The organism is Pseudoalteromonas sp. APC 3224 (assembly GCF_030407535.1).
In the GTDB taxonomy this organism is placed as follows: Bacteria; Pseudomonadota; Gammaproteobacteria; order Enterobacterales; family Alteromonadaceae; genus Pseudoalteromonas.
In genome coordinates, this window is record NZ_JASDDF010000053.1 from 1 (window position 1) to 18343 (window position 18343).

Consider the following 18343-nt stretch of genomic DNA (forward strand, 5'->3'; position numbering starts at 1 on the left):
CAAATTCCCTTGGTAATTAGCGATTACGACAGAATCGCTTGGTAATTAAGATACGACAAAGTCGCTTGGTGTTAACAGTATTATTTGAATAAGTCTTAACTTTATCTGTCAGGTTTTATTGTTAGGGCTTAATCAAATCTGACAGTCGCATAAGTGCCATTTGCGGACTGTCGTAACCTTAGACTCTTGTTAGCCATTTACTCTGGTAGTGAAAATGTGAACTCTTGATAGTCGTGTTCTTTAGTCAGTGCTGAGGCTGTATTTTCAAAGTGCTGTAAAAAAAATTCAGACTCTACTGAATCAGGTGTCACATGCTCTTTCACAAATGGGTGCAATGCAATTCCTGCATTCAGAGACAAAGGCACAAAGTTGAAAAATATTTGAGATTTACTGAAACCTAAAGATTTTGCCTCTTCTTCAAATTTATCTGCATTTAAATAGTTACGAATTAGATCTCTAGCATTAGCTCTCAATCTTGATTCATTTCGTGGCAAAGTTAACAAATCGTCTAAATCAGACCAAGATAGAGGTATATCAAAGTACCCTCCACCTTCTTCCTCTTCAGGTACAACAGAATTTACGTATAGATACTTCTTTTTGTTTGTAGGCTTTTCACAAACTTGATTATGGTAGTTCCATAAACTTCTAATTCTGTTTGCTTTGTTATGGTGGCGAGCATTGCGAATTGCCAGAATTATGCAAAGTTCAGGGACTGAATACCAATCTACTGGCTTTCCTAATTCTTGCGCCATCAAATCATATAAATTATGGAATGCATTTAATTTTGCGTTAATTGCAGTTTCCACAGTACCCACGGCTTCTGCTCTATCAATATCAATTAATTGTTTTAATCTTTGATTCGATTCAAGCAGAACTCTAAACGTTTGAGTCAGGTCTTCGAAGGAATGGGTAAGCATATAAACTCCGTACGTATGAATTAATGGCTAACAGCTTATTGAACACCGTTTTGGTGGTTTATAACACACCAAAACGGCGTATATTACATACCCCGATAATTTCACCAATAATTTCCTTTGTAAACAAGTAATTAAAATAGCGAGATATTAAGCATGTTATTTTTCCCCAAAGCGGCGTTTAATAATGTTATCGAACAGAATTAGGCTCTTACTCAAAGAAGTAATAATAAATTTAACTTTTCAGTGTCCGCTCCTCGCTCATACCCGAATTCTTTTGTAGCGAGCTAAGCTTAAAACTCCATAAACACCGGAGTACAACTAATGCACCAGTTAACTATATATCAGCCTAAAGAGCCTTGGAATAAAAATAAGCTTGTAGGACAAAAGTTACCTCTAAAATTACAGCAAATATGGGCTATCCGAATACGACTGGAACTTTTTCATAAAATAAGAGATCTAGCACTATTTAACCTAGCCATAGATAGCAAACTAAGAGGGTGTGATTTAGTTTCACTAAAAGTTAATGACATTGCACATGGTAAAGCAATCCAATCACGGGCAATAGTCGTTCAAAAAAAGACTGGTATGCCTGTTCAATTTGAAATTACTGGAAATACAAGGAAATCAATTGTGGCGCTCATAGAGCAATTTACTCTCAATTCTTATGATTACTTGTTTAAGTCACGAATTCATTCCTCTGAACACCTTTCAACCCGTCAATATGGACGTATAGTTGACTCTTGGGTCACCTCAATTGGGTTAGATAAGACTCAATATGGCACTCATTCAATGAGACGTACCAAACCATCACTAATTTACAAAAAAACTAAAAATTTAAGAGCCTGTCAGCTTCTACTTGGCCATAGAAAACTAGAGAGCACTGTCAGGTACTTGGGAATAGAAGTTGATGATGCGTTAGAAGTATCAGAACAGATCGATGCTTAAATTTGAACCTAAGCCAGACTCGAAGTTAGAGTCTGGCACGTGCCATAATCCGACCTTGAGACACATAGAGATTAAGACTGCAAAGATACGAAAGCGGAAGTTAGCTTTGGCCTGTTTAACGACAAATATTCCGACAAAGCAGTCATGACTATTAGTTTATTGTTAAATCTAATCTTTCTTTTCGTTCATCTACTCAATAACCCCACGCTAAACGTGACTTTAGCGTGGGGTTAGAGTTCACAGTAATTTTATCTGGATAGCTCTTTTATTTTTTTCTCTGAAAACCAGCGATATAAAACAGGTAAAACAAATAATGTTAACAGTGTTGCAGTTACCAAGCCGCCAACAATAACACTCGCTAATGGGCGCTGTATTTCTGCACCAACACCATTAGACATTAACATCGGTATCAAACCTAAAGCTGATGTTATAGCAGTCATAAGTACAGGTCTTAATCTTGAAGTAGCGCCTTCAAAAACGGCTTTAGATGCTTCTAGACCGTCTTTAATACGTTGGTTGATACTTTCTACCATAACGACCCCATTCAATACCGCTACACCAAATAAGGTAATAAAGCCAACGGAGCTTGGTACAGACAAGTATTGTCCAGATAAATATAAGGAGAAAACTCCGCCAATTACAGCAAGCGGCACGTTGACCAATATCAGCATAGCTTGACCAACAGAACCAAAGGCAAAGTAAAGTAGTAGTGCGATTAGTGCTAACGATAAAGGTACAACTATAGCTAACCTATTTTGAGCACGTTTTTGACTTTCGAACTGGCCGCCAATCGAAACAGAATAACCTGAAGGTAAGTCAACCTTTTCAGCAATTACCGTTCTGATATCGGCAACCACGCTTCCCATATCTCGATTTTGTACATTTGCTTGGATAACGACTCTTCGTTGTACATCATCGCGTCTAACTTGTGGTGGGCCTGACTCAAATGAGACTGAGGCTACGTCACCCAGCCGCACCCAAGCACCAGTAGGTGATTGAAGCCGAATATCAGCAATAGCTTCTTTGTTACTTCGGTACTCTTCCTCTATGCGAACGTAAATATCATAACGTTCATTACCATTGATTATTTGTCCGGCTTCAACACCACCAATACCATCACGCACAACCTCCATTATGTCACTCACAGACAATCCAAAGCGTGATAGTTCTTGCCTGTTAGGACTTATCACCAATTGCGCTTCACCAGCAATTTGCTCCAATGCAACATCCCTTGCACCTTCAATGTTTTTAATTGCTGTTTCTATTTCTTGACCTTTAGCCGCCAGTACCTCAAGTTCAGGCCCAAACAACTTTATCGCCAACTGAGCCTTAACACCAGATAGTAGCTCATCGACACGAGTCGCAATAGGTTGAGAAAAGTTGAGTAGCAACCCAGGGAATTCTTCTAAAGATCTCTCCATTTTTCCTTGAAGTTCATATCGATTAGATGCACTGGTCCACTCAGAAACAGGCTTCAACCCTATGTAAATTTCGATGTTATTCACAGGCTCTGGGTCTCCACCTATTTCTGCTCGACCAATTCGGCTTAATGCATAGGTTACTTCAGGAAAAGCCATTAGTTTTTCTTCTAGAATTGGTGCCACAGTGAGCGCGGTATCTAAACTGGAAGAAGGTGCAAGCGTTGCTCTTAAGTTTATCGTCCCTTCTTCTAACTCAGGTACAAATTCAGTACCAATTAATGGAACTAATGCAAAGGCAGAGAAAACTAATATAAGTGCGGCTGAAATGACTAATTTGGTGCGTTTTAGTGCGAATGTAAGCCCTTTTCTGTAGAGTTTGTCTAATGGCCTAAGAACAAAGCTTTCCCTCTCTTTTACACCTGACTTAAATAAATAAGTAGCTAAAGCGGGTACAACAAACAACGCAACCACAATAGCAGATATAACAGCTAAAATGATGCTTATTGCCATAGGTTGAAATAACTTTGCCTCAACACCTTCAAAGCTAAATAAAGGCGTAAATACGACTAAAATAATAGAAGCTGCAAAAAATACGGGACGAGCCACTTCTTTACCCGCATTTTGAAGACGTAACTTAATACCATGCTCATCTTGTTCTACATCATGTGGATCAGTATCAGCACTAGGCACTCTTTCTTTTACAGTTTTTAAATGGGTAGAGTCTGGTCTATTTAAATGCTTAAACATGTTTTCAACCATCACGACTGAACCATCAACTAGCATACCAATGGCTACGGCAATGCCACCCAATGACATAAGGTTTGCAGAAATGCCCCACCAAGCCATGATCATTAACGCGATACCAATTGAAATTGGAATAGATATTAGGACAAGGAAGGTTGCACGTATATTCATTAAAAATAGTGCTAATACAATACAGATGAAAATAAATGCTAGTAATAGTGCATCAACTACTGTATCAACGGCTTTTTCAATCAAATCAGCCTGATCATAAAATGGTTCAAAGCGAACACCTTTAGGCAATGCTTGATTAATCAATGGGATTCTTGCATTGATACCATCAATGGTGGCTTTAGTATTAGACCCCATGCGTTTTAAGACAATGCCAGAGACAACTTCACCTAAATTTTCGACTTTACCGTCTTCGGTTTTGCGCGTCATTGTGACAGCACCTTGACGAATTTCACTGCCCATTTCAACTTTAGCAATATCCGAAACCGTCACAACTGTCCCATCAACTGTTTTGACGGGAACTTGTTTGATATTACTAATACCAGCGTCACCACTTTCAAACCAACCTGCACCTCTAATAACAAGCTGCTCTTGCCCACGGTTCATATACCATCCGCCAACATTGGCATTGTTGTTATCTAGGGCACCAACAACGTCTTCTTGCGTTAGGTTATAAGAAAGAAGCTTAGATGGATCTACATTTACTTGGTACTGCCTAACAATACCTCCAAAGGAGAGTACATCAGTAACACCATCGACAGGCATAACGAGTAATTTTACTACCCAATCATTGAGACTCCTGAGTGCCATAGCATCATAGCCTGCATCTTTATCTGAAATAAGAAGGTACTGAAATACTTGGCCTAGCCCTGAGGTGTTTGGCCCCATTTCGGGTGTGCCGACACCTTCTGGTATCAGTTCTTTTGCGGCTTGAAGACGCTCAAATACAAGTTGTCTTGCAAAGTAAATGTCGGTGCCTTCTTTGAAAACAACCGTGACGCCAGACAAGCCTGTTTTAGAAATTGAGCGCACTTGTTCTACATCAGGTAAGGCATACATGACCGCTTCAATGGGGTACGTAATGAGTTGTTCAACTTCTTCAGCAGCTAGTCCTGGCGCTTCAGTATTTACAGCAACTTGAACATTAGTAACATCAGGAAAGGCATCTAAATTTAGTTTTGGTATAACCATAATTGCGCCGACAATTGTGGCAAACAGCGCAATCAAAATCAGGAGTCTATTATTAACAGACCAATCTATTATTTTATTAAACATAGTCTTGCTCCTTAGTGGTTATGCGGATCAAATCCGCCTTTAGCGATTTCAGAAGCAACAAAAAATGCGCCTTTGGTTACAATTCGCGTCCCACTATCAAGGCCAATGATTTCCCTAAAATCACCTAAGGCTCGGCCTAGTTCTACTTCTACAGCTTTAAATTCTCCAGGGTGGTCTTCGACAAATACGGTCCAATCACCATCTGCGCTGCGGATCAATGCTTCTTCTGGCACAGCCATCACTTTCTGCTTTGTGGCAAACTGAAAGTAAACTTTTACAAACATACCTGAATGAAGGTTATCATCAGCATTCTGTACCCCCAATCTAATAATTCTTGTACGAGTTACGGGATCAATTGTATGGGCTTCTTGGATAACTTTGGCATTGTAACTCTGGCCTTCTAATTTAAGTACCGCAGGAGAATCAATTGATAAATTTAGCTTTTTATTTGGAGAAACTTTTGCTTCAACCCATAGTTGTTTTTCATCAGCTAACAACATGACTGAATCCCCAGCATCAACACGTTGCCCTTGGATAAAGTCGTCTTGAAGCACGACACCTTCACGGTGCGCCGTTAATGCATATTGTCCAAATGCTTTAATGTCTTTGTTAGAAATACCATTTATTGCTTTTTCAGTTAACCCTAAAGCAATGAGCTTGCCATAGCTCGCATTGTATGTTGTTTCAGCTTGTAATAATCGACTTTCACTCACCGTCTTATTACCCAGCTTTTTTACACGTTGCCATTCGGTTGAAGCGATTAAATAGTCAGCTTGTGCTTGTGCCATTGCTTCACTAAATAATGTAACTAACTTCTGACCTATTTCTACATACTCGCCAAGCGCTGCATGGCGACTGATAATGACTGACTCTGTACGTGGTGATACCACATAACTTTTATAGCCATTAGCTTTTATTTCGCCAGGTGCATATACGGAGCTAAATTGATATTCAGGCTTAACACTTTCCACTTTAATGTTAGCAAGCGACATCTTCTTTGGATCAATAGTGATACCTTCTTCATGTCCTTCTTCTCCCTCTTTATTACCACCTTCATGGCCGTGCTCGTCATGGTCACCTTTATCTTCTTCATGTCCCTTTTCGTGTTCATGCTCATCTTGATGTTCTTTTTCTTCTTGTTTCGAAACGTTTGTGACAGAACCAGTTCCATCTGACGACTGTGCAAAAGCATCATGATTTGTAGTAAACCCAACTAACAGGCAGCTAATTACTACGGCTAAAAATTTTTTACTAATTACTGTATTCATTTTTGTAACCTATATTTTTAATAAATTTAAGATTTCGTTTTTCGCTACTGAAAAAACAAAGCGCTCAAATCTCAAATTTGGATAACTGACCCATACTTAAAATGAAGGATATTTCTGCAAGCTTGAATTGATTTTCCAAACGTATTCCTGCATGAAGCCCTTCCGCACGTTGATTTAATGCAAGTAAGTAGTCAGAAGTATTAATGTCACCAGCTTCCCAGCGCTTATTTAATAAGTTTTCGCTGCTATCTAATCTGCCTTTTGTCAGTTTTTGCCATTGCTCATAATATTTTTTACTGACAATAAGCGATTCATAATTAGCTTTTGCTTCAAATGACTGCTTTCGATAAACCGACCGAAAGTTAGCCTCTGCTGCAATTGCTTCTGAATAAGCGGCTTTAACAGTATCTGAATAGTTATTTCTGATATTTAAAGGCATTGAGAAAGTCACGCCAATCAAGTCTTCATCTCCACTTTTCCCTGCGTTAACTCCAATGGTTGGATTGGCTTTAGATTCCATAGTGGTTAGTTGAGCTTTAGATTGTTTTATCTTCCATTGCGCTCTAGCGAGTTTAACTTTTGGATGTTCCTCAACCCACTGAGAGTTAAATGAATAGTTTGTTGCTCCAAAAGTAAATGAAAACAAATTGGTAGTATTAGGCGTCCAATCAGGCAATAACTCCTGAACATTTACCTCTGCATTTTTCAAAGCAATTTGCGACTCAGATATTTCACTGAAAACTTGGGACAAGTTTAAATAAACCAGTTCAGCGTCAAGTGGCTCTAAAAGTCCTGCTTTTCGCTTATCTTCAATAATTCCAACGAGCGTTTGTAATTGATTTTCTCTTACTGAAAGTAACTGAGCCACCTTTTTTGCTGCTTGCCAATTAACTATTGCAGTTAAAGCGTTAGCCTTTTTAGAATCGAGTAGAGATAACAATTGTTGCTGGTTTGCATAAACACCAATTTCACCAATGCTTTTATTTGCTGATTGCTTATCCCAAAAATCAATCGTTTGACTGATACCAATAGAATAATTATCAAAATCACCCTCTTTTTCATAGCTTGCTTCAAGCTCTGGGTTATATACGGCTTTAGTTAAGCTCTTGGCTCTATGATTACTTGCATTAAGTAACTCTTTAGCCGCAACAACTTCGGGATCTTTATTTATTTGACTATCTAGCCATGAAATACTTTTCTGTTTGGCATAAGTGGCAACTGAAAAACTCACAGCCATACATAAAGACAGGACTAAACCTGCATTTTTTAAATATATATACATAAAAATTCTTAATTTTAAAATTAATAAACACGAAACCTTTATCCATTATTAAAGGATAAATAGGTCATTAAAAATTAATCTAATTAAGAAATGGGCGGACGAAGTATCGCTTCAAGAAAGGTACTTGTTTGATCAATTTGATAAGGCGTTTTATTGATAATGTTTAGTTTGCCCGTGGTATTTGAATTACTGACTAAAATCCAAGATAAGTGGCTGCCACTGCAATGTCCGCAGTGATGACAATCTTTTTCATTATGCTGCTCATCACCTACATTATCATTTGAGACATTTCGATCATCTGCATGATCATGTTGAATTTGAAGGTGCTCTATATCTATTTGGTGATTCTCAGGTGTTGCGGATACAACAGCAGTTAACGATTGCAAAACAATCGAAACGACTAATAGTATTTTTAACGCAACATTGAATTTCAAAATAAACACCTACTTAAATATGAAAAATTATAATATCAAAAAAAGGTTTTCTAAACTAGCCATGCGCATGTTTTTCATGCTCGTCACGGCAAGTTTCTTGAGGAAACTCAAACTCAATGGTTGTATGAGATAAATTATAAGAAGAAAGTTCCTTAGCCACTTGTTGTTTTAGCCTAATTAATTTATCAACCTCAAAGTTATGGGCTAACTCTAGGTGAGCAGTTAATACGTGACTTTCCCCGTCTAATGACCAAAAGTGCATATGATGAATCCCATTAATTTCAGGTATAGCCTTTATCGCTTTTTCAATATTATTCTGCACTTCTTCATCAGGTGTAGCTTGAAGAAATAGTGCCAATGTTGTTTTCAGGTTTTTCAAAACGTTAAACAATATAAACAGTGTAAAGCCTATAGAAAGCAAAGGATCTAATATTGGTAGATCTACAAAAAGCAGCACAATAGAAACAATTAGGACTGCAACCCAGCCAAGTACGTCTTCAAGCAAATGCCACGTAAGTACTTTTTCGTTCAGCGTTTTACCCGCTTTTAGTTTAAATACTGCATACCCATTAACAGCAACCCCAAGTAATGCAAGACCCAACATTCCTTCAGCCATTGGCATTTCAGGATTAGATAATCTTGGTATTGCTTCAAATAGCACCCAGACAGAACCAATAACTAATACAATACTGTTAATTAATGCGCCAAACAGGGTAAGACGACGATAGCCATAGCTAAATCTATCGGATGCTTCTTTATCCGAGAAACGACTCAGTATCCAAGCGAATCCTATAGATAAACTGTCACCCAGGTCATGTACAGCATCAGCCATAATAGCGGTACTGTTGGTTAGCCAACCACCAATAAATTCGATAATAGTAAATGAAACATTAAGGAAAAATGTCCAACCTATACGGTCGTCTTTTCCATGCGAATGGCTATGGCTATGATTGTGCATTTTCCACCTCAAGAACTTTTAAATTTCTTACATTGACTACGTTAAAATTGATAAAGTGACGGATCACTCGTTGATACATCCAACGTTTGATTCCTGATAAGTTAGTTCCTTTTTCGAGATAAAACTCATCAGGGGAATTATAAACACCAAAATCATCATGAATACCTTCTTTTTGTATATAGGTATCTTGACCACGCCAATCTGTATCTGGCGAAGAGAAACACTTTGTTGCAACACCATAACCACAAAATTCGTTTTTTATTTGACTAAATTTGTGCTGTAGTGAACTTAAATATTGTTCATCTAATATAAAGCCTTCTAAGTTTATCCAACGATCCTTGAAATAAACTTCAATCCAACTATGAATGATATATTTAGGTGCTAACCAAAATACATAAGTTGGAATAGCTCCTTTTTGTAATCGCTGCTCAATAGTAAAGCCGTGAAAACGACATTGAATACCTAATCCTCGTAACAAAGCCATCAGCAAGTTACCCTTGGTATTGCATTGTCCGTAACCATCGGCTAAAACACTGCTTGCTGAAATATCATCACTCTCATTGTAACCAAATAATATTTCATCTTTAACAAATTGGTAGGCTGCACCAATTTTGTTGAAGTCATCGAGTTCTTGCCAATTACGCTCAGAAATTAATGATTGAATTGTAGAGTGTTCAAAATTTACTATCTTGGTTTTTTCTAGATATTTGCTATTCATTGATGTTTCCTTACTTTGAACAACCAAAGGTTGATTGTTTATCTTCATTTGGTGTTTAACGTGTTTTCTCAGCAACAGCTAATTCTTGTTTAGCATCGCTTAGTATTCGGTAAGCGCCTCGAAGAATTAACATTGAAATGATGCTACCAATGACGATATCAGGCCAACGCTGTTTCAGCACCATAACGAGTATGCCTGCGATAACGACACCAAGATTTGCAATTACATCATTCGCTGAAAATATCCAGCTAGCTCTCATATGTACTTCATCGTTGTTGTGCTTTCGAATAAGGATGAGACAAATCACATTTGCAACTAAAGCAACCATGCCTACGCCAATCATAAACCAAGAGTGAGGCTCACTTTCACCATACAGCCTTCTAGCAATATCCATTAGAATTAGCACGCCTAACCCCAGTTGGAAATAGCCACTCACTAAAGCAGCATTAGCCTTATGTTGGATTGACTTTCCCACCGCGTATAGTGCAATTGCATAGACGATTGCATCCGCTAGCATGTCTAACGAATCTGCAATTAAAGCCGTTGATTCTGATAACCAACCAAAGCCAATTTCAAAAACAAACATCGAGGCATTGATAGCCAGAAGCCAATAAAGCACCGTTTTTTGCTGGTTATCTTTTAGCTCAACTTCACACCCACAATCGCTCATTTTCATCTCCGATTAACTTGTATGCTCTAACTATAAATCCTATAGTGACTATAGGGTCAAGTTTATTTGGAAATTTTATGAAAATTGGTGAGTTATCGAAAACATCGGGGTATTCAGTACAAACCATCCGATATTATGAAAAGGAGGGCTTGCTGTCAGATCCTGATCGCACTGAAGGGAATTTCAGGTTGTATTCTAATAAGGCATTTAAAGAGCTAGAGTTCGTAAAGCATTGTCGAAGTTTAGATATTCCGCTTAATGATATTAAGCGACTCATTGAATTAAAAAACAAGCCAGAGGAGAGTTGCTCTAGTGTAAATGCATTAATTGATCGGCAACTAACTTTAGTTAATCAACGAATGAAGGAATTGAATGCACTCAAAAAAGAGTTAAAACTAATGGCAAGCTCTTGCGGGTCTGACGGTACAATTGAAGTCTGTGGCATTATCAAGTCATTAGATAGTTGAACTAAATATAACTTTAGATTAGTAGTATTCACAAAGGCAATAATGAAAACCATTGGCAAATTAGCACAATCATTAAATTTAAATGTAGAAACCATTCGTTTTTATGAACGAGAAGGACTGATTACACAACCTGAAAAACCAATATCTGGTTATAGACAATATGACGAATCAATAGCAGGACAACTTAGGTTTATCACAAAAGCCAAAGCGCTCGGCTTTACGTTAAGAGAAATAAAATCGCTAATGTCTATGGACAGCAACTGCGCTCAAGTTGAGCTATTAAACCGACAAAAGTTAGCAATCATTCGAGACAAAATTAATGACCTTCAACGTTTAGAGAAAGTAATTGTGGGTATGACAAATACCTGTATGCAAAACGAAGATCCAACACATTGCCCCATAATTGACTCATTAAAATGATTGACTCCGTACTTGTATACGGAGTTTAGAATGATGGTAATATCAACCAATAGACTTTCAAATGATAAATAAAATATTAGACAGAGTAGGCTCTAGTGGCGTTTGGCTAGCGGCACGGCCTGCCTCCCTGCATTAAGGTCACTTGCATCGGCATTAGGACTAGGCTTCTTCTCTCACTTCGAAGGAATAGCTGTAAATACGCTTTTACCTATTTTTGCATCTTTGGAACTATTGGTAAACTTATACAACTGGCACAAAAATAAAAACCATACCAGAGCTGTCTTCAGCATTCTAGGGCCTGTAGCAGTGCTATTAACGCTTTATCCTCTTTGGCTATATGATTGGAGCACATACCTATTTTACTTTGGTATTTGCTTAATGGTCGTTATGTCGGTTTTGGATATCGTAAAACCAGTAAGGGAGCAAACATGCAACGTATGGCTAATTGCCGTCGTTGAAACGATTAACGGTCAATGTCTGCTTTTCGCTCAAATAAGCCCCCGAAAAGTTGCTCATATAGCTATCTAGATTAACGCTTTCAAAAAACAGAATATATTTCCGATAACTACCTTTGAAGCACTAGAAACGGAAGTTTACTCCCGTTTTGTACTTTAAGATTATAAGCTGGTGTCTAGAGGAGGCAAGGAAGTTCAGAGTTAGTCATGGTACTGAGTGAGCTGAACATCTAACTAAATATAAGGCTGAGCATCAATCAATTGGGTGAGTTAATAACCAACAAGGTTTAACCTGATTATATACCTACAGACCTAAGCAACTTGCTTAACAGCCGCATCGACAGACGAAGTAAACGAATTTGTTTATTGATTTAAAATTGATGGTCAAAAAAACTAGTGTCTATTAACAGACTTAAGGCACATATGTGTTATGTTTACATTACCTCCATGGGATCCACGACTTTGGTGCATAGCCTGTAACCGCTACTTTTAAAAACAAGAGAAAACAATATGGACCTGATATAGTACCAATTAACATCCGAAAATCTAAGTTACTAAAACTAAACTCTCCTGTTTTAAATAACGCATACGCAAGACTACCAAATGCAAAAATTCCGCAAATTATAAATACGATTGCCAAAACCCTAACGAATAAATTAACTTTTTCGCCATTCCATGGAGCTTCCATAAAACCTTCTTGTAAACATAACAGCTTATTGAAAACCACTATGGTGGTTTATAACACGCCAAAACGGCATATATTGCATACCCTGATAATTTCACCAATAATTACCTTTGTAAACAAGTAATTAAAAAAGCTAGGAATTAAGCATGTTATTTTACCCCAAAATGGCGTTTAATAATGTTATCGGACAAAATTAGGCTCCTACTCAAAAAAGCAGGAATAATTTTAACTTTTTAATGTCCGGTTATCGCTCACTGCCGAACTTCGTAAAAGTGCCACTTTGAGTCGTTCAGTTTAATTCTTTGCTCAACTAATAAAAACTAATTAACAGACGTTTTACCTAATTCATTTAGGTCAGTGGCTTAGCTCTCCAATTGACCAACTGCGGTATTGTACTAGCAGTTATACTTCTAACTAACACTACTCATAACTCATTTTTTCGAAAATATCTGTTGTCACCACAACATAATAAATTTATTATATAATAAATTTATTATGGAGCATTTCATGAAAGTTCTCTTTTTATGCACTGAAAACTCAGCTAGGTCTATCATGGCTGAGGCGTTGCTAAAACATCATGGTAAAGGTGAGTACGAGGTTTATAGTGCTGGTACTGAGCCAAATAGTGTTGATAGTCGTACCTTGTCAGCTATCGAGCACTTTGGGTTACCTACCGATGGATTACACTCAAAACACCTTGATGAAGTTAGCAATATCCATTTCGATTTTGTTATTACCCTGTGTGATAAAGCGGCAAAAGAGTGTGATAGCCGAGTCAATGGTACTAACTGCCTTGCTTGGGATTTCCCTGAGCCTCGTTCTCGTAGAGATGCCAACCCGTTTGAAAAAACGCTACAAGAGCTAAATGAACGGATTAAAATGTTTTTGCTGATACAAGAAAAGCAAAAGCCAGCGCCAATAACGCCAACTACTTTTTACAAAGCTCTGGCTGATGATATTCGCTTGAAAACGCTTTTAATCATTGCGGTTGAGGGTGAAGCGTGTGTCTGTGAGTTGATGACTGCATTAGATGAAGAGAGCCAGCCCAAAGTGTCCCGTCACCTAGCACAGCTTCGAAAAACAGGCATTTTATCTGACAGAAAGCATCAGCAATGGGTGTTTTATTCGATCAATCCAACATTGCCAGCGTGGATGAAGCAAACCATCACCTCAACGGTAGTGAATGAGCCTATTTTTATCGAACAAGAGCTAGCCAGATTAAACTCGATGGGTGACCGTCCTACGCGTGTGGCAAGCTGCTGTAATTAAGGAATGTAACTATGGGGATTTTTGAACGTTATTTATCTGTTTGGGTGGCGATATCAATTGCTGCTGGTGTGGCGCTGGGGATTGTTTACCCACCTCTTTTTGAAGCTATTGCAAAGCTTGAAGTTGCCCATGTAAATGTAGTTGTTGCTGTTTTCATTTGGGTAATGATCTACCCAATGATGGTGCAAGTGGATTTTTCAACCATTAAGGAAGTAGGGAAGAATCCGCAAGGCTTGGTATTAACTTTGGTGGTCAACTGGCTTATTAAACCATTTTCAATGGCTGCTTTAGGTTGGTTGTTCTTCGAAGGCTTATTTGCCGATTTTGTATCACCAGAAACAGCGCAAGAATACATCGCTGGTATGATTTTACTGGGGGTTGCACCTTGTACGGCAATGGTGTTTGTCTGGTCGCAATTAACCAAAGGTGATGCGAACTATACCTTAGTTCAGGTGTCGGTGAACGACATCATCATGATTTTTGCATTCGCTCCCATTGCGGGGTTATTGCTTGGTGTAACAGACATTCATGTACCTTGGGGCACCTTGTTTATCTCGGTGATTTTGTATGTATTGCTCCCTTTAATCGCGGGAATCCTGACTAGAAAACACTTAAACAGCTCAGGTCGCGATGAAGCAGCTATCACAAGTTTGCTAGAGAAGTTAAAACCGTTTTCTGTTATCGGTTTACTGGCAACAGTCGTTTTGCTGTTTGGCTTTCAAGCTAACACCATTATTGAGCAACCACTTAATATCTTGCTAATCGCCATTCCGCTTATCCTGCAAACCTATGGCATTTTCATTATTGCCTATTTTATCGCGGTCAGACTCAAGCTTAAGCACAACATTGCTGCACCTTCTTGTTTGATTGGTACATCTAACTTCTTTGAATTGGCAGTGGCAGTAGCTATTTCCCTTTTCGGCTTACATTCAGGCGCTGCATTGGCGACCGTGGTTGGGGTTCTGGTTGAAGTTCCAGTTATGTTGTCTCTCGTATCGATTGTGAACAGAACAAAACATTGGTTTAACGAATAATTAAGAGGCTTTTTATGCACACTCATCCATATGACATACTAACACTTGATAATGGCGCAAGCTTTATCTTTACTCCTTGCCCCGGAACAAAAGACGTTGATTTAACAACATCGGTTACACAATTGAAAGATGCTGGAGCACAAGCGATTGTGACGCTGATGTACGATGCAGAAATGAACAAGAATGAAGCCGAAGACCTTCCTCAAGTGTGTGATGCACAAGGTATTAAATGGTTTCAGTTACCTATTTTAGATGACGATGCACCAAATGAAGATTTCGCAGCAGCGTTCAAATCAAACCTTGATGACATGCTATCTATCTTACGCAATCAAGGCACCATTGCCGTGCATTGTAAAGGCGGCTCTGGTCGCACAGGCTTAGTCATTGGACTACTGATGTTTGAACTAGGTTACGACAAGGCAGACATTATTAAACAAGTGCAGAAAATGCGCCCTAAAGCGCTCTCACACCCAGTACAACTTTCTTTTTTCAATGAGTTTCAAATAGTAGGAGCTTAACAATGGCAATTAAAATTGGTATTAACGGTTTTGGCCGCATGGGTCGCTTAACACTTAGAGCTGCTTTTGGTTGGCAAGACATTGAGTTTGTGCAAATCAACGATCCTGCTGGCAATGCAGAAACGCTAGCACATTTATTAAAGTACGATTCTGTGCATGGTACTTGGTCACATGATGTAACCCATGATGACAATAACGTGATAATTGATGGTCAAGCCATTCGTGTAACGCAAAACAAAGCAATTAATGATACGGATTGGTCTGAATGTGATTTGGTCATTGAAGCGTCAGGCAAGATGAAGAAAACTGAGTTGCTACAAGCCTACTTAGACCAAGGAGTAAAAAAAGTCGTTGTAACAGCACCCGTAAAAGAAGAAGGTGTACTTAATGTGGTTATGGGGGTTAACGACCATCTATATGATGTTGAACAGCACTCAATCGTAACGGCAGCGTCTTGCACCACAAACTGCTTAGCACCAGTGGTGAAAGTGTTACTGGATAAAATCGGCATCAAACATGGCTCAATGACGACTATCCACGACATTACCAACACTCAAACGATTCTAGATGCTCCGCATAAAGATTTACGTAGAGCGCGTGCCTGTGGCATGAGCTTAATCCCAACCACTACAGGTTCGGCAACGGCGATTACTCATATTTTCCCAGAGTTGAAAGGTAAGCTGAATGGTCATGCGGTACGTGTGCCTCTTGCGAATGCTTCAATTACTGATTGTGTATTTGAGGTTGAGCGTCCAACAACGGAAGCTGAAATTAACGCTTGGATGAAAGAAGCGGCTGAGGGCGAATTAAAAGGCATTCTTGGTTATGAAGAAAAGCCACTTGTGTCTATCGATTATAAAACCGACCCACGTTCTAGCGTTGTCGATGCATTATCAACAATGGTCGTTAATGGCACTCAGGTGAAGCTGTACACATGGTATGACAACGAGTGGGGTTACGCTAATAGAACGGCTGAACTTGCTCGTAAAGTCGGATCATCAATTAAAGGGTAATGTAACACTATGAAGCGCTTGGCATCATTATCTGACGATATTAAGCAATACCTTGTTGTAACAGGCAATTATTGGGCATTTACCTTAACCGATGGCGCACTACGCATGTTGGTAGTGCTTCATTTCCACGCGTTAGGCTATAGTCCGCTGAGCATTGCGATGTTGTTCTTGTTTTATGAAATCTTTGGTGTTGTCACTAATTTAGTTGGCGGCTTCTTAGGTGCCCGTTTAGGGCTAAATAAAACCATGAACATCGGTTTGGCGATTCAAATAATCGCCTTGCTGATGTTAGCCGTTCCCGCTGAATGGTTAACCGTTGTCTATGTGATGATTGCACAAGCGCTTTCAGGCATTGCCAAAGACTTAAACAAAATGAGCGCAAAAAGCTCAATTAAGATGTTGGTTGCCGCAGGACAAGAAGGCACCTTGTTTAAATGGGTCGCGGTATTAACAGGCTCTAAGAATGCCCTGAAAGGCGTTGGCTTTTTCTTAGGCGGCTTACTGTTAACTTTACTTTCCTTCAAAGGCGCAATGTTGTTAATGGCAGGTGTTTTGGCTCTTGTTTGGTGTTACAGCCTTTATGCTTTGAAAAACGACTTAGGTAAAGCCAAGAACAAACCTAAGTTTACCGACATCTTCTCAAAGAGTCGCTCTATCAATATCTTATCGGCTGCACGACTCTTCTTGTTTGGTGCCCGTGATGTCTGGTTTGTGGTTGCACTACCTGTGTTCTTGTCACAAGTGTTTGAATGGGATCATTGGACAGTAGGTGGCTTCTTAGCGCTTTGGGTGATTGGTTACGGTTTTGTCCAATCAATGACACCTAAGCTAATCAATTTCAAAGCTAGCGTTTCTCCTGCCACTGAAACCGTAAAATGGGCAAGCTTGTTGGCATTAGTGACATTAGGTATAGCTTTATCGTTACACTTTAACTGGGAAGTTAAAACGGCACTCATTGCTGGCTTAATGGTATTTGGCGTACTGTTTGCCATTAACTCATCTCTGCACAGTTACCTGATTGTTAGCATGGCTGATGCCGATGGCGTTTCGTTAGATGTTGGCTTTTACTACATGGCAAATGCAATGGGGCGTTTGATTGGTACAGTGCTGTCAGGCTGGGTTTTCCAGCTATACGGGTTAGCTGCTTGTTTAGCAATTTCATTTATCTTTATTAGTTTAGCTGCACTTATTTCTGCCAAGTTACCAGCCACAGCAAGTAACAAGTAAACAGTTTGCATTAAGGCTTTCCCCTGACACTTAGCAGTCAGGGGAATGAATTATTTACCAAAGCAACAACTGTTCCCTTCTTGGATGGGAGGACACTTTACTGTCCCATAAGAGCAATAGACGCAACAATCACCTTTTAATGGTTTAAGCAACTTTTTACAGCTTTCGCATTCGTAGTACCACTGGCAAGCATTTGTAGGCATAATCTCAACTTTACTAAACCCGCACTTTGGACAGGTTATCTTTGATTCTAACTCTATGCCTTGCATACTGGCTCCATAACAGGCCTAACCATATCTAATACTGACATAAATACCATCCATGTGATCAAAGAGACATCATTATACAATTAATGCAGATTGCCTAAACTCAATTTTAGGGCATGAACGGGTTCGCTAAGCGTCCGCTTTGTAGAATTAAGTCCAGATATCCAGATAACTCTGACTGTCTCTTATTCGCTCAAAGTCGCCTGTCAGGCTAAGTCTAAACCCGTTCTTTTAAACTGTAAGATCGGATGTGAGCTACTACATATTATTGTGTTAACACCAAGCGACTTTGTCGTATCTTAATTACCAAGCGATTCTGTCGTAATCGCTAATTACCAAGGGAATTTG

At 39.0% G+C, this 18343-nt stretch carries 19 protein-coding genes; 9 read left to right on the forward strand and 10 right to left on the reverse strand.

Going from position 1 to position 18343, the window contains the following annotated elements; genetic code table 11:
• Nucleotides 1-197: 197 nt before the first annotated feature.
• Nucleotides 198-917 carry a hypothetical protein gene (locus tag QL989_RS18305; protein WP_058155173.1) on the reverse strand — a complete coding sequence of 240 codons (720 nt, stop codon included), beginning with the start codon at nucleotides 915-917 and terminating at the stop codon, nucleotides 198-200.
• Nucleotides 918-1238: 321 nt separating this feature from the next.
• On the opposite strand from QL989_RS18305, the gene QL989_RS18310 reads away from it, so the two are divergent.
• Nucleotides 1239-1862 carry a tyrosine-type recombinase/integrase gene (locus QL989_RS18310; RefSeq protein WP_004589486.1) on the forward strand — a complete coding sequence of 208 codons (624 nt, stop codon included), beginning with the start codon at nucleotides 1239-1241 and terminating at the stop codon, nucleotides 1860-1862.
• Nucleotides 1863-2110: 248 nt separating this feature from the next.
• On the opposite strand, the gene QL989_RS18315 is transcribed toward QL989_RS18310, so the two are convergent.
• The 7 genes from QL989_RS18315 to QL989_RS18345 all read right to left on the reverse strand — a co-directional run bounded on the left by QL989_RS18315 (nucleotide 2111) and on the right by QL989_RS18345 (nucleotide 10641).
• Entirely contained in the window at nucleotides 2111-5311 is a 3201-nt protein-coding gene (locus QL989_RS18315; RefSeq protein ID WP_004588883.1) for a CusA/CzcA family heavy metal efflux RND transporter, read from the reverse strand.
• 11 nt (nucleotides 5312-5322) lie between these two features.
• A complete protein-coding gene (locus QL989_RS18320) occupies nucleotides 5323-6579 on the reverse strand; it encodes an efflux RND transporter periplasmic adaptor subunit (RefSeq protein ID WP_002962258.1) in 1257 nt (418 codons plus the stop codon).
• Nucleotides 6580-6643: 64 nt separating this feature from the next.
• The gene (locus tag QL989_RS18325) at nucleotides 6644-7861 is read right to left on the reverse strand and encodes a TolC family protein (RefSeq protein WP_008468875.1); all 1218 of its coding nucleotides are present in this window, start codon (nucleotides 7859-7861) and stop codon (nucleotides 6644-6646) included.
• A gap of 83 nt (nucleotides 7862-7944) precedes the next feature.
• Nucleotides 7945-8295 (reverse strand): hypothetical protein, encoded by a 351-nt coding sequence (locus QL989_RS18330; RefSeq protein WP_004588885.1) that lies wholly within the window; start codon nucleotides 8293-8295, stop codon nucleotides 7945-7947.
• A 55-nt stretch (nucleotides 8296-8350) separates the two neighbouring features.
• Nucleotides 8351-9253 carry a cation diffusion facilitator family transporter gene (locus tag QL989_RS18335; RefSeq protein ID WP_004588886.1) on the reverse strand — a complete coding sequence of 301 codons (903 nt, stop codon included), beginning with the start codon at nucleotides 9251-9253 and terminating at the stop codon, nucleotides 8351-8353.
• Nucleotides 9240-9971, reverse strand: a complete 732-nt coding sequence (locus QL989_RS18340) for a transglutaminase family protein (protein ID WP_004588887.1) — start codon at nucleotides 9969-9971, stop codon at nucleotides 9240-9242. Before QL989_RS18340 ends, QL989_RS18335 begins: the two co-directional genes overlap by 14 nt.
• Before the next feature lie 55 nt (nucleotides 9972-10026).
• Nucleotides 10027-10641, reverse strand: coding sequence for a cation transporter (locus QL989_RS18345; RefSeq protein ID WP_004588888.1), 615 nt, complete (start codon nucleotides 10639-10641; stop codon nucleotides 10027-10029).
• Between the two features lie 77 nt (nucleotides 10642-10718).
• Between QL989_RS18345 and QL989_RS18350 the strand changes: the two genes are divergently transcribed.
• The 3 genes from QL989_RS18350 (at nucleotide 10719) to QL989_RS18360 (ending at nucleotide 12056) form a co-directional block, all read left to right on the forward strand.
• Complete coding sequence (locus QL989_RS18350; protein WP_004588889.1) at nucleotides 10719-11108, forward strand: Cd(II)/Pb(II)-responsive transcriptional regulator; 390 nt, start codon at nucleotides 10719-10721, stop codon at nucleotides 11106-11108.
• A gap of 42 nt (nucleotides 11109-11150) precedes the next feature.
• On the forward strand, nucleotides 11151-11528 hold the full coding sequence (locus QL989_RS18355; RefSeq protein ID WP_004588890.1) for a MerR family transcriptional regulator: 378 nt from the start codon (nucleotides 11151-11153) through the stop codon (nucleotides 11526-11528).
• A gap of 102 nt (nucleotides 11529-11630) precedes the next feature.
• A complete protein-coding gene (locus QL989_RS18360) occupies nucleotides 11631-12056 on the forward strand; it encodes a MerC family mercury resistance protein (protein WP_290171554.1) in 426 nt (141 codons plus the stop codon).
• A gap of 366 nt (nucleotides 12057-12422) precedes the next feature.
• On the opposite strand, the gene QL989_RS18365 is transcribed toward QL989_RS18360, so the two are convergent.
• On the reverse strand, nucleotides 12423-12671 hold the full coding sequence (locus QL989_RS18365; RefSeq protein ID WP_290171555.1) for a hypothetical protein: 249 nt from the start codon (nucleotides 12669-12671) through the stop codon (nucleotides 12423-12425).
• A 504-nt stretch (nucleotides 12672-13175) separates the two neighbouring features.
• On the opposite strand from QL989_RS18365, the gene QL989_RS18370 reads away from it, so the two are divergent.
• Genes QL989_RS18370 through arsJ form a run of 5 tightly spaced genes read left to right on the forward strand, consistent with a single transcriptional unit; the run spans nucleotide 13176 to nucleotide 17729 of the window.
• Nucleotides 13176-13937 carry a metalloregulator ArsR/SmtB family transcription factor gene (locus tag QL989_RS18370; protein WP_036983716.1) on the forward strand — a complete coding sequence of 254 codons (762 nt, stop codon included), beginning with the start codon at nucleotides 13176-13178 and terminating at the stop codon, nucleotides 13935-13937.
• Nucleotides 13938-13948: 11 nt separating this feature from the next.
• Nucleotides 13949-14971 (forward strand): ACR3 family arsenite efflux transporter, encoded by a 1023-nt coding sequence (arsB, locus tag QL989_RS18375; RefSeq protein ID WP_028835005.1) that lies wholly within the window; start codon nucleotides 13949-13951, stop codon nucleotides 14969-14971.
• Nucleotides 14972-14985: 14 nt separating this feature from the next.
• On the forward strand, nucleotides 14986-15489 hold the full coding sequence (locus tag QL989_RS18380) for a cyclin-dependent kinase inhibitor 3 family protein (RefSeq protein WP_016898911.1): 504 nt from the start codon (nucleotides 14986-14988) through the stop codon (nucleotides 15487-15489).
• Between the two features lie 2 nt (nucleotides 15490-15491).
• Nucleotides 15492-16502 carry an ArsJ-associated glyceraldehyde-3-phosphate dehydrogenase gene (locus QL989_RS18385; RefSeq protein ID WP_016898910.1) on the forward strand — a complete coding sequence of 337 codons (1011 nt, stop codon included), beginning with the start codon at nucleotides 15492-15494 and terminating at the stop codon, nucleotides 16500-16502.
• A gap of 9 nt (nucleotides 16503-16511) precedes the next feature.
• A complete protein-coding gene (arsJ, locus tag QL989_RS18390; RefSeq protein ID WP_096038704.1) occupies nucleotides 16512-17729 on the forward strand; it encodes an organoarsenical effux MFS transporter ArsJ in 1218 nt (405 codons plus the stop codon).
• Between the two features lie 50 nt (nucleotides 17730-17779).
• On the opposite strand, the gene QL989_RS18395 is transcribed toward arsJ, so the two are convergent.
• A complete protein-coding gene (locus tag QL989_RS18395) occupies nucleotides 17780-17998 on the reverse strand; it encodes a GDCCVxC domain-containing (seleno)protein (RefSeq protein ID WP_096038705.1) in 219 nt (72 codons plus the stop codon).
• Between the last annotated feature and the right edge of the window lie 345 nt (nucleotides 17999-18343).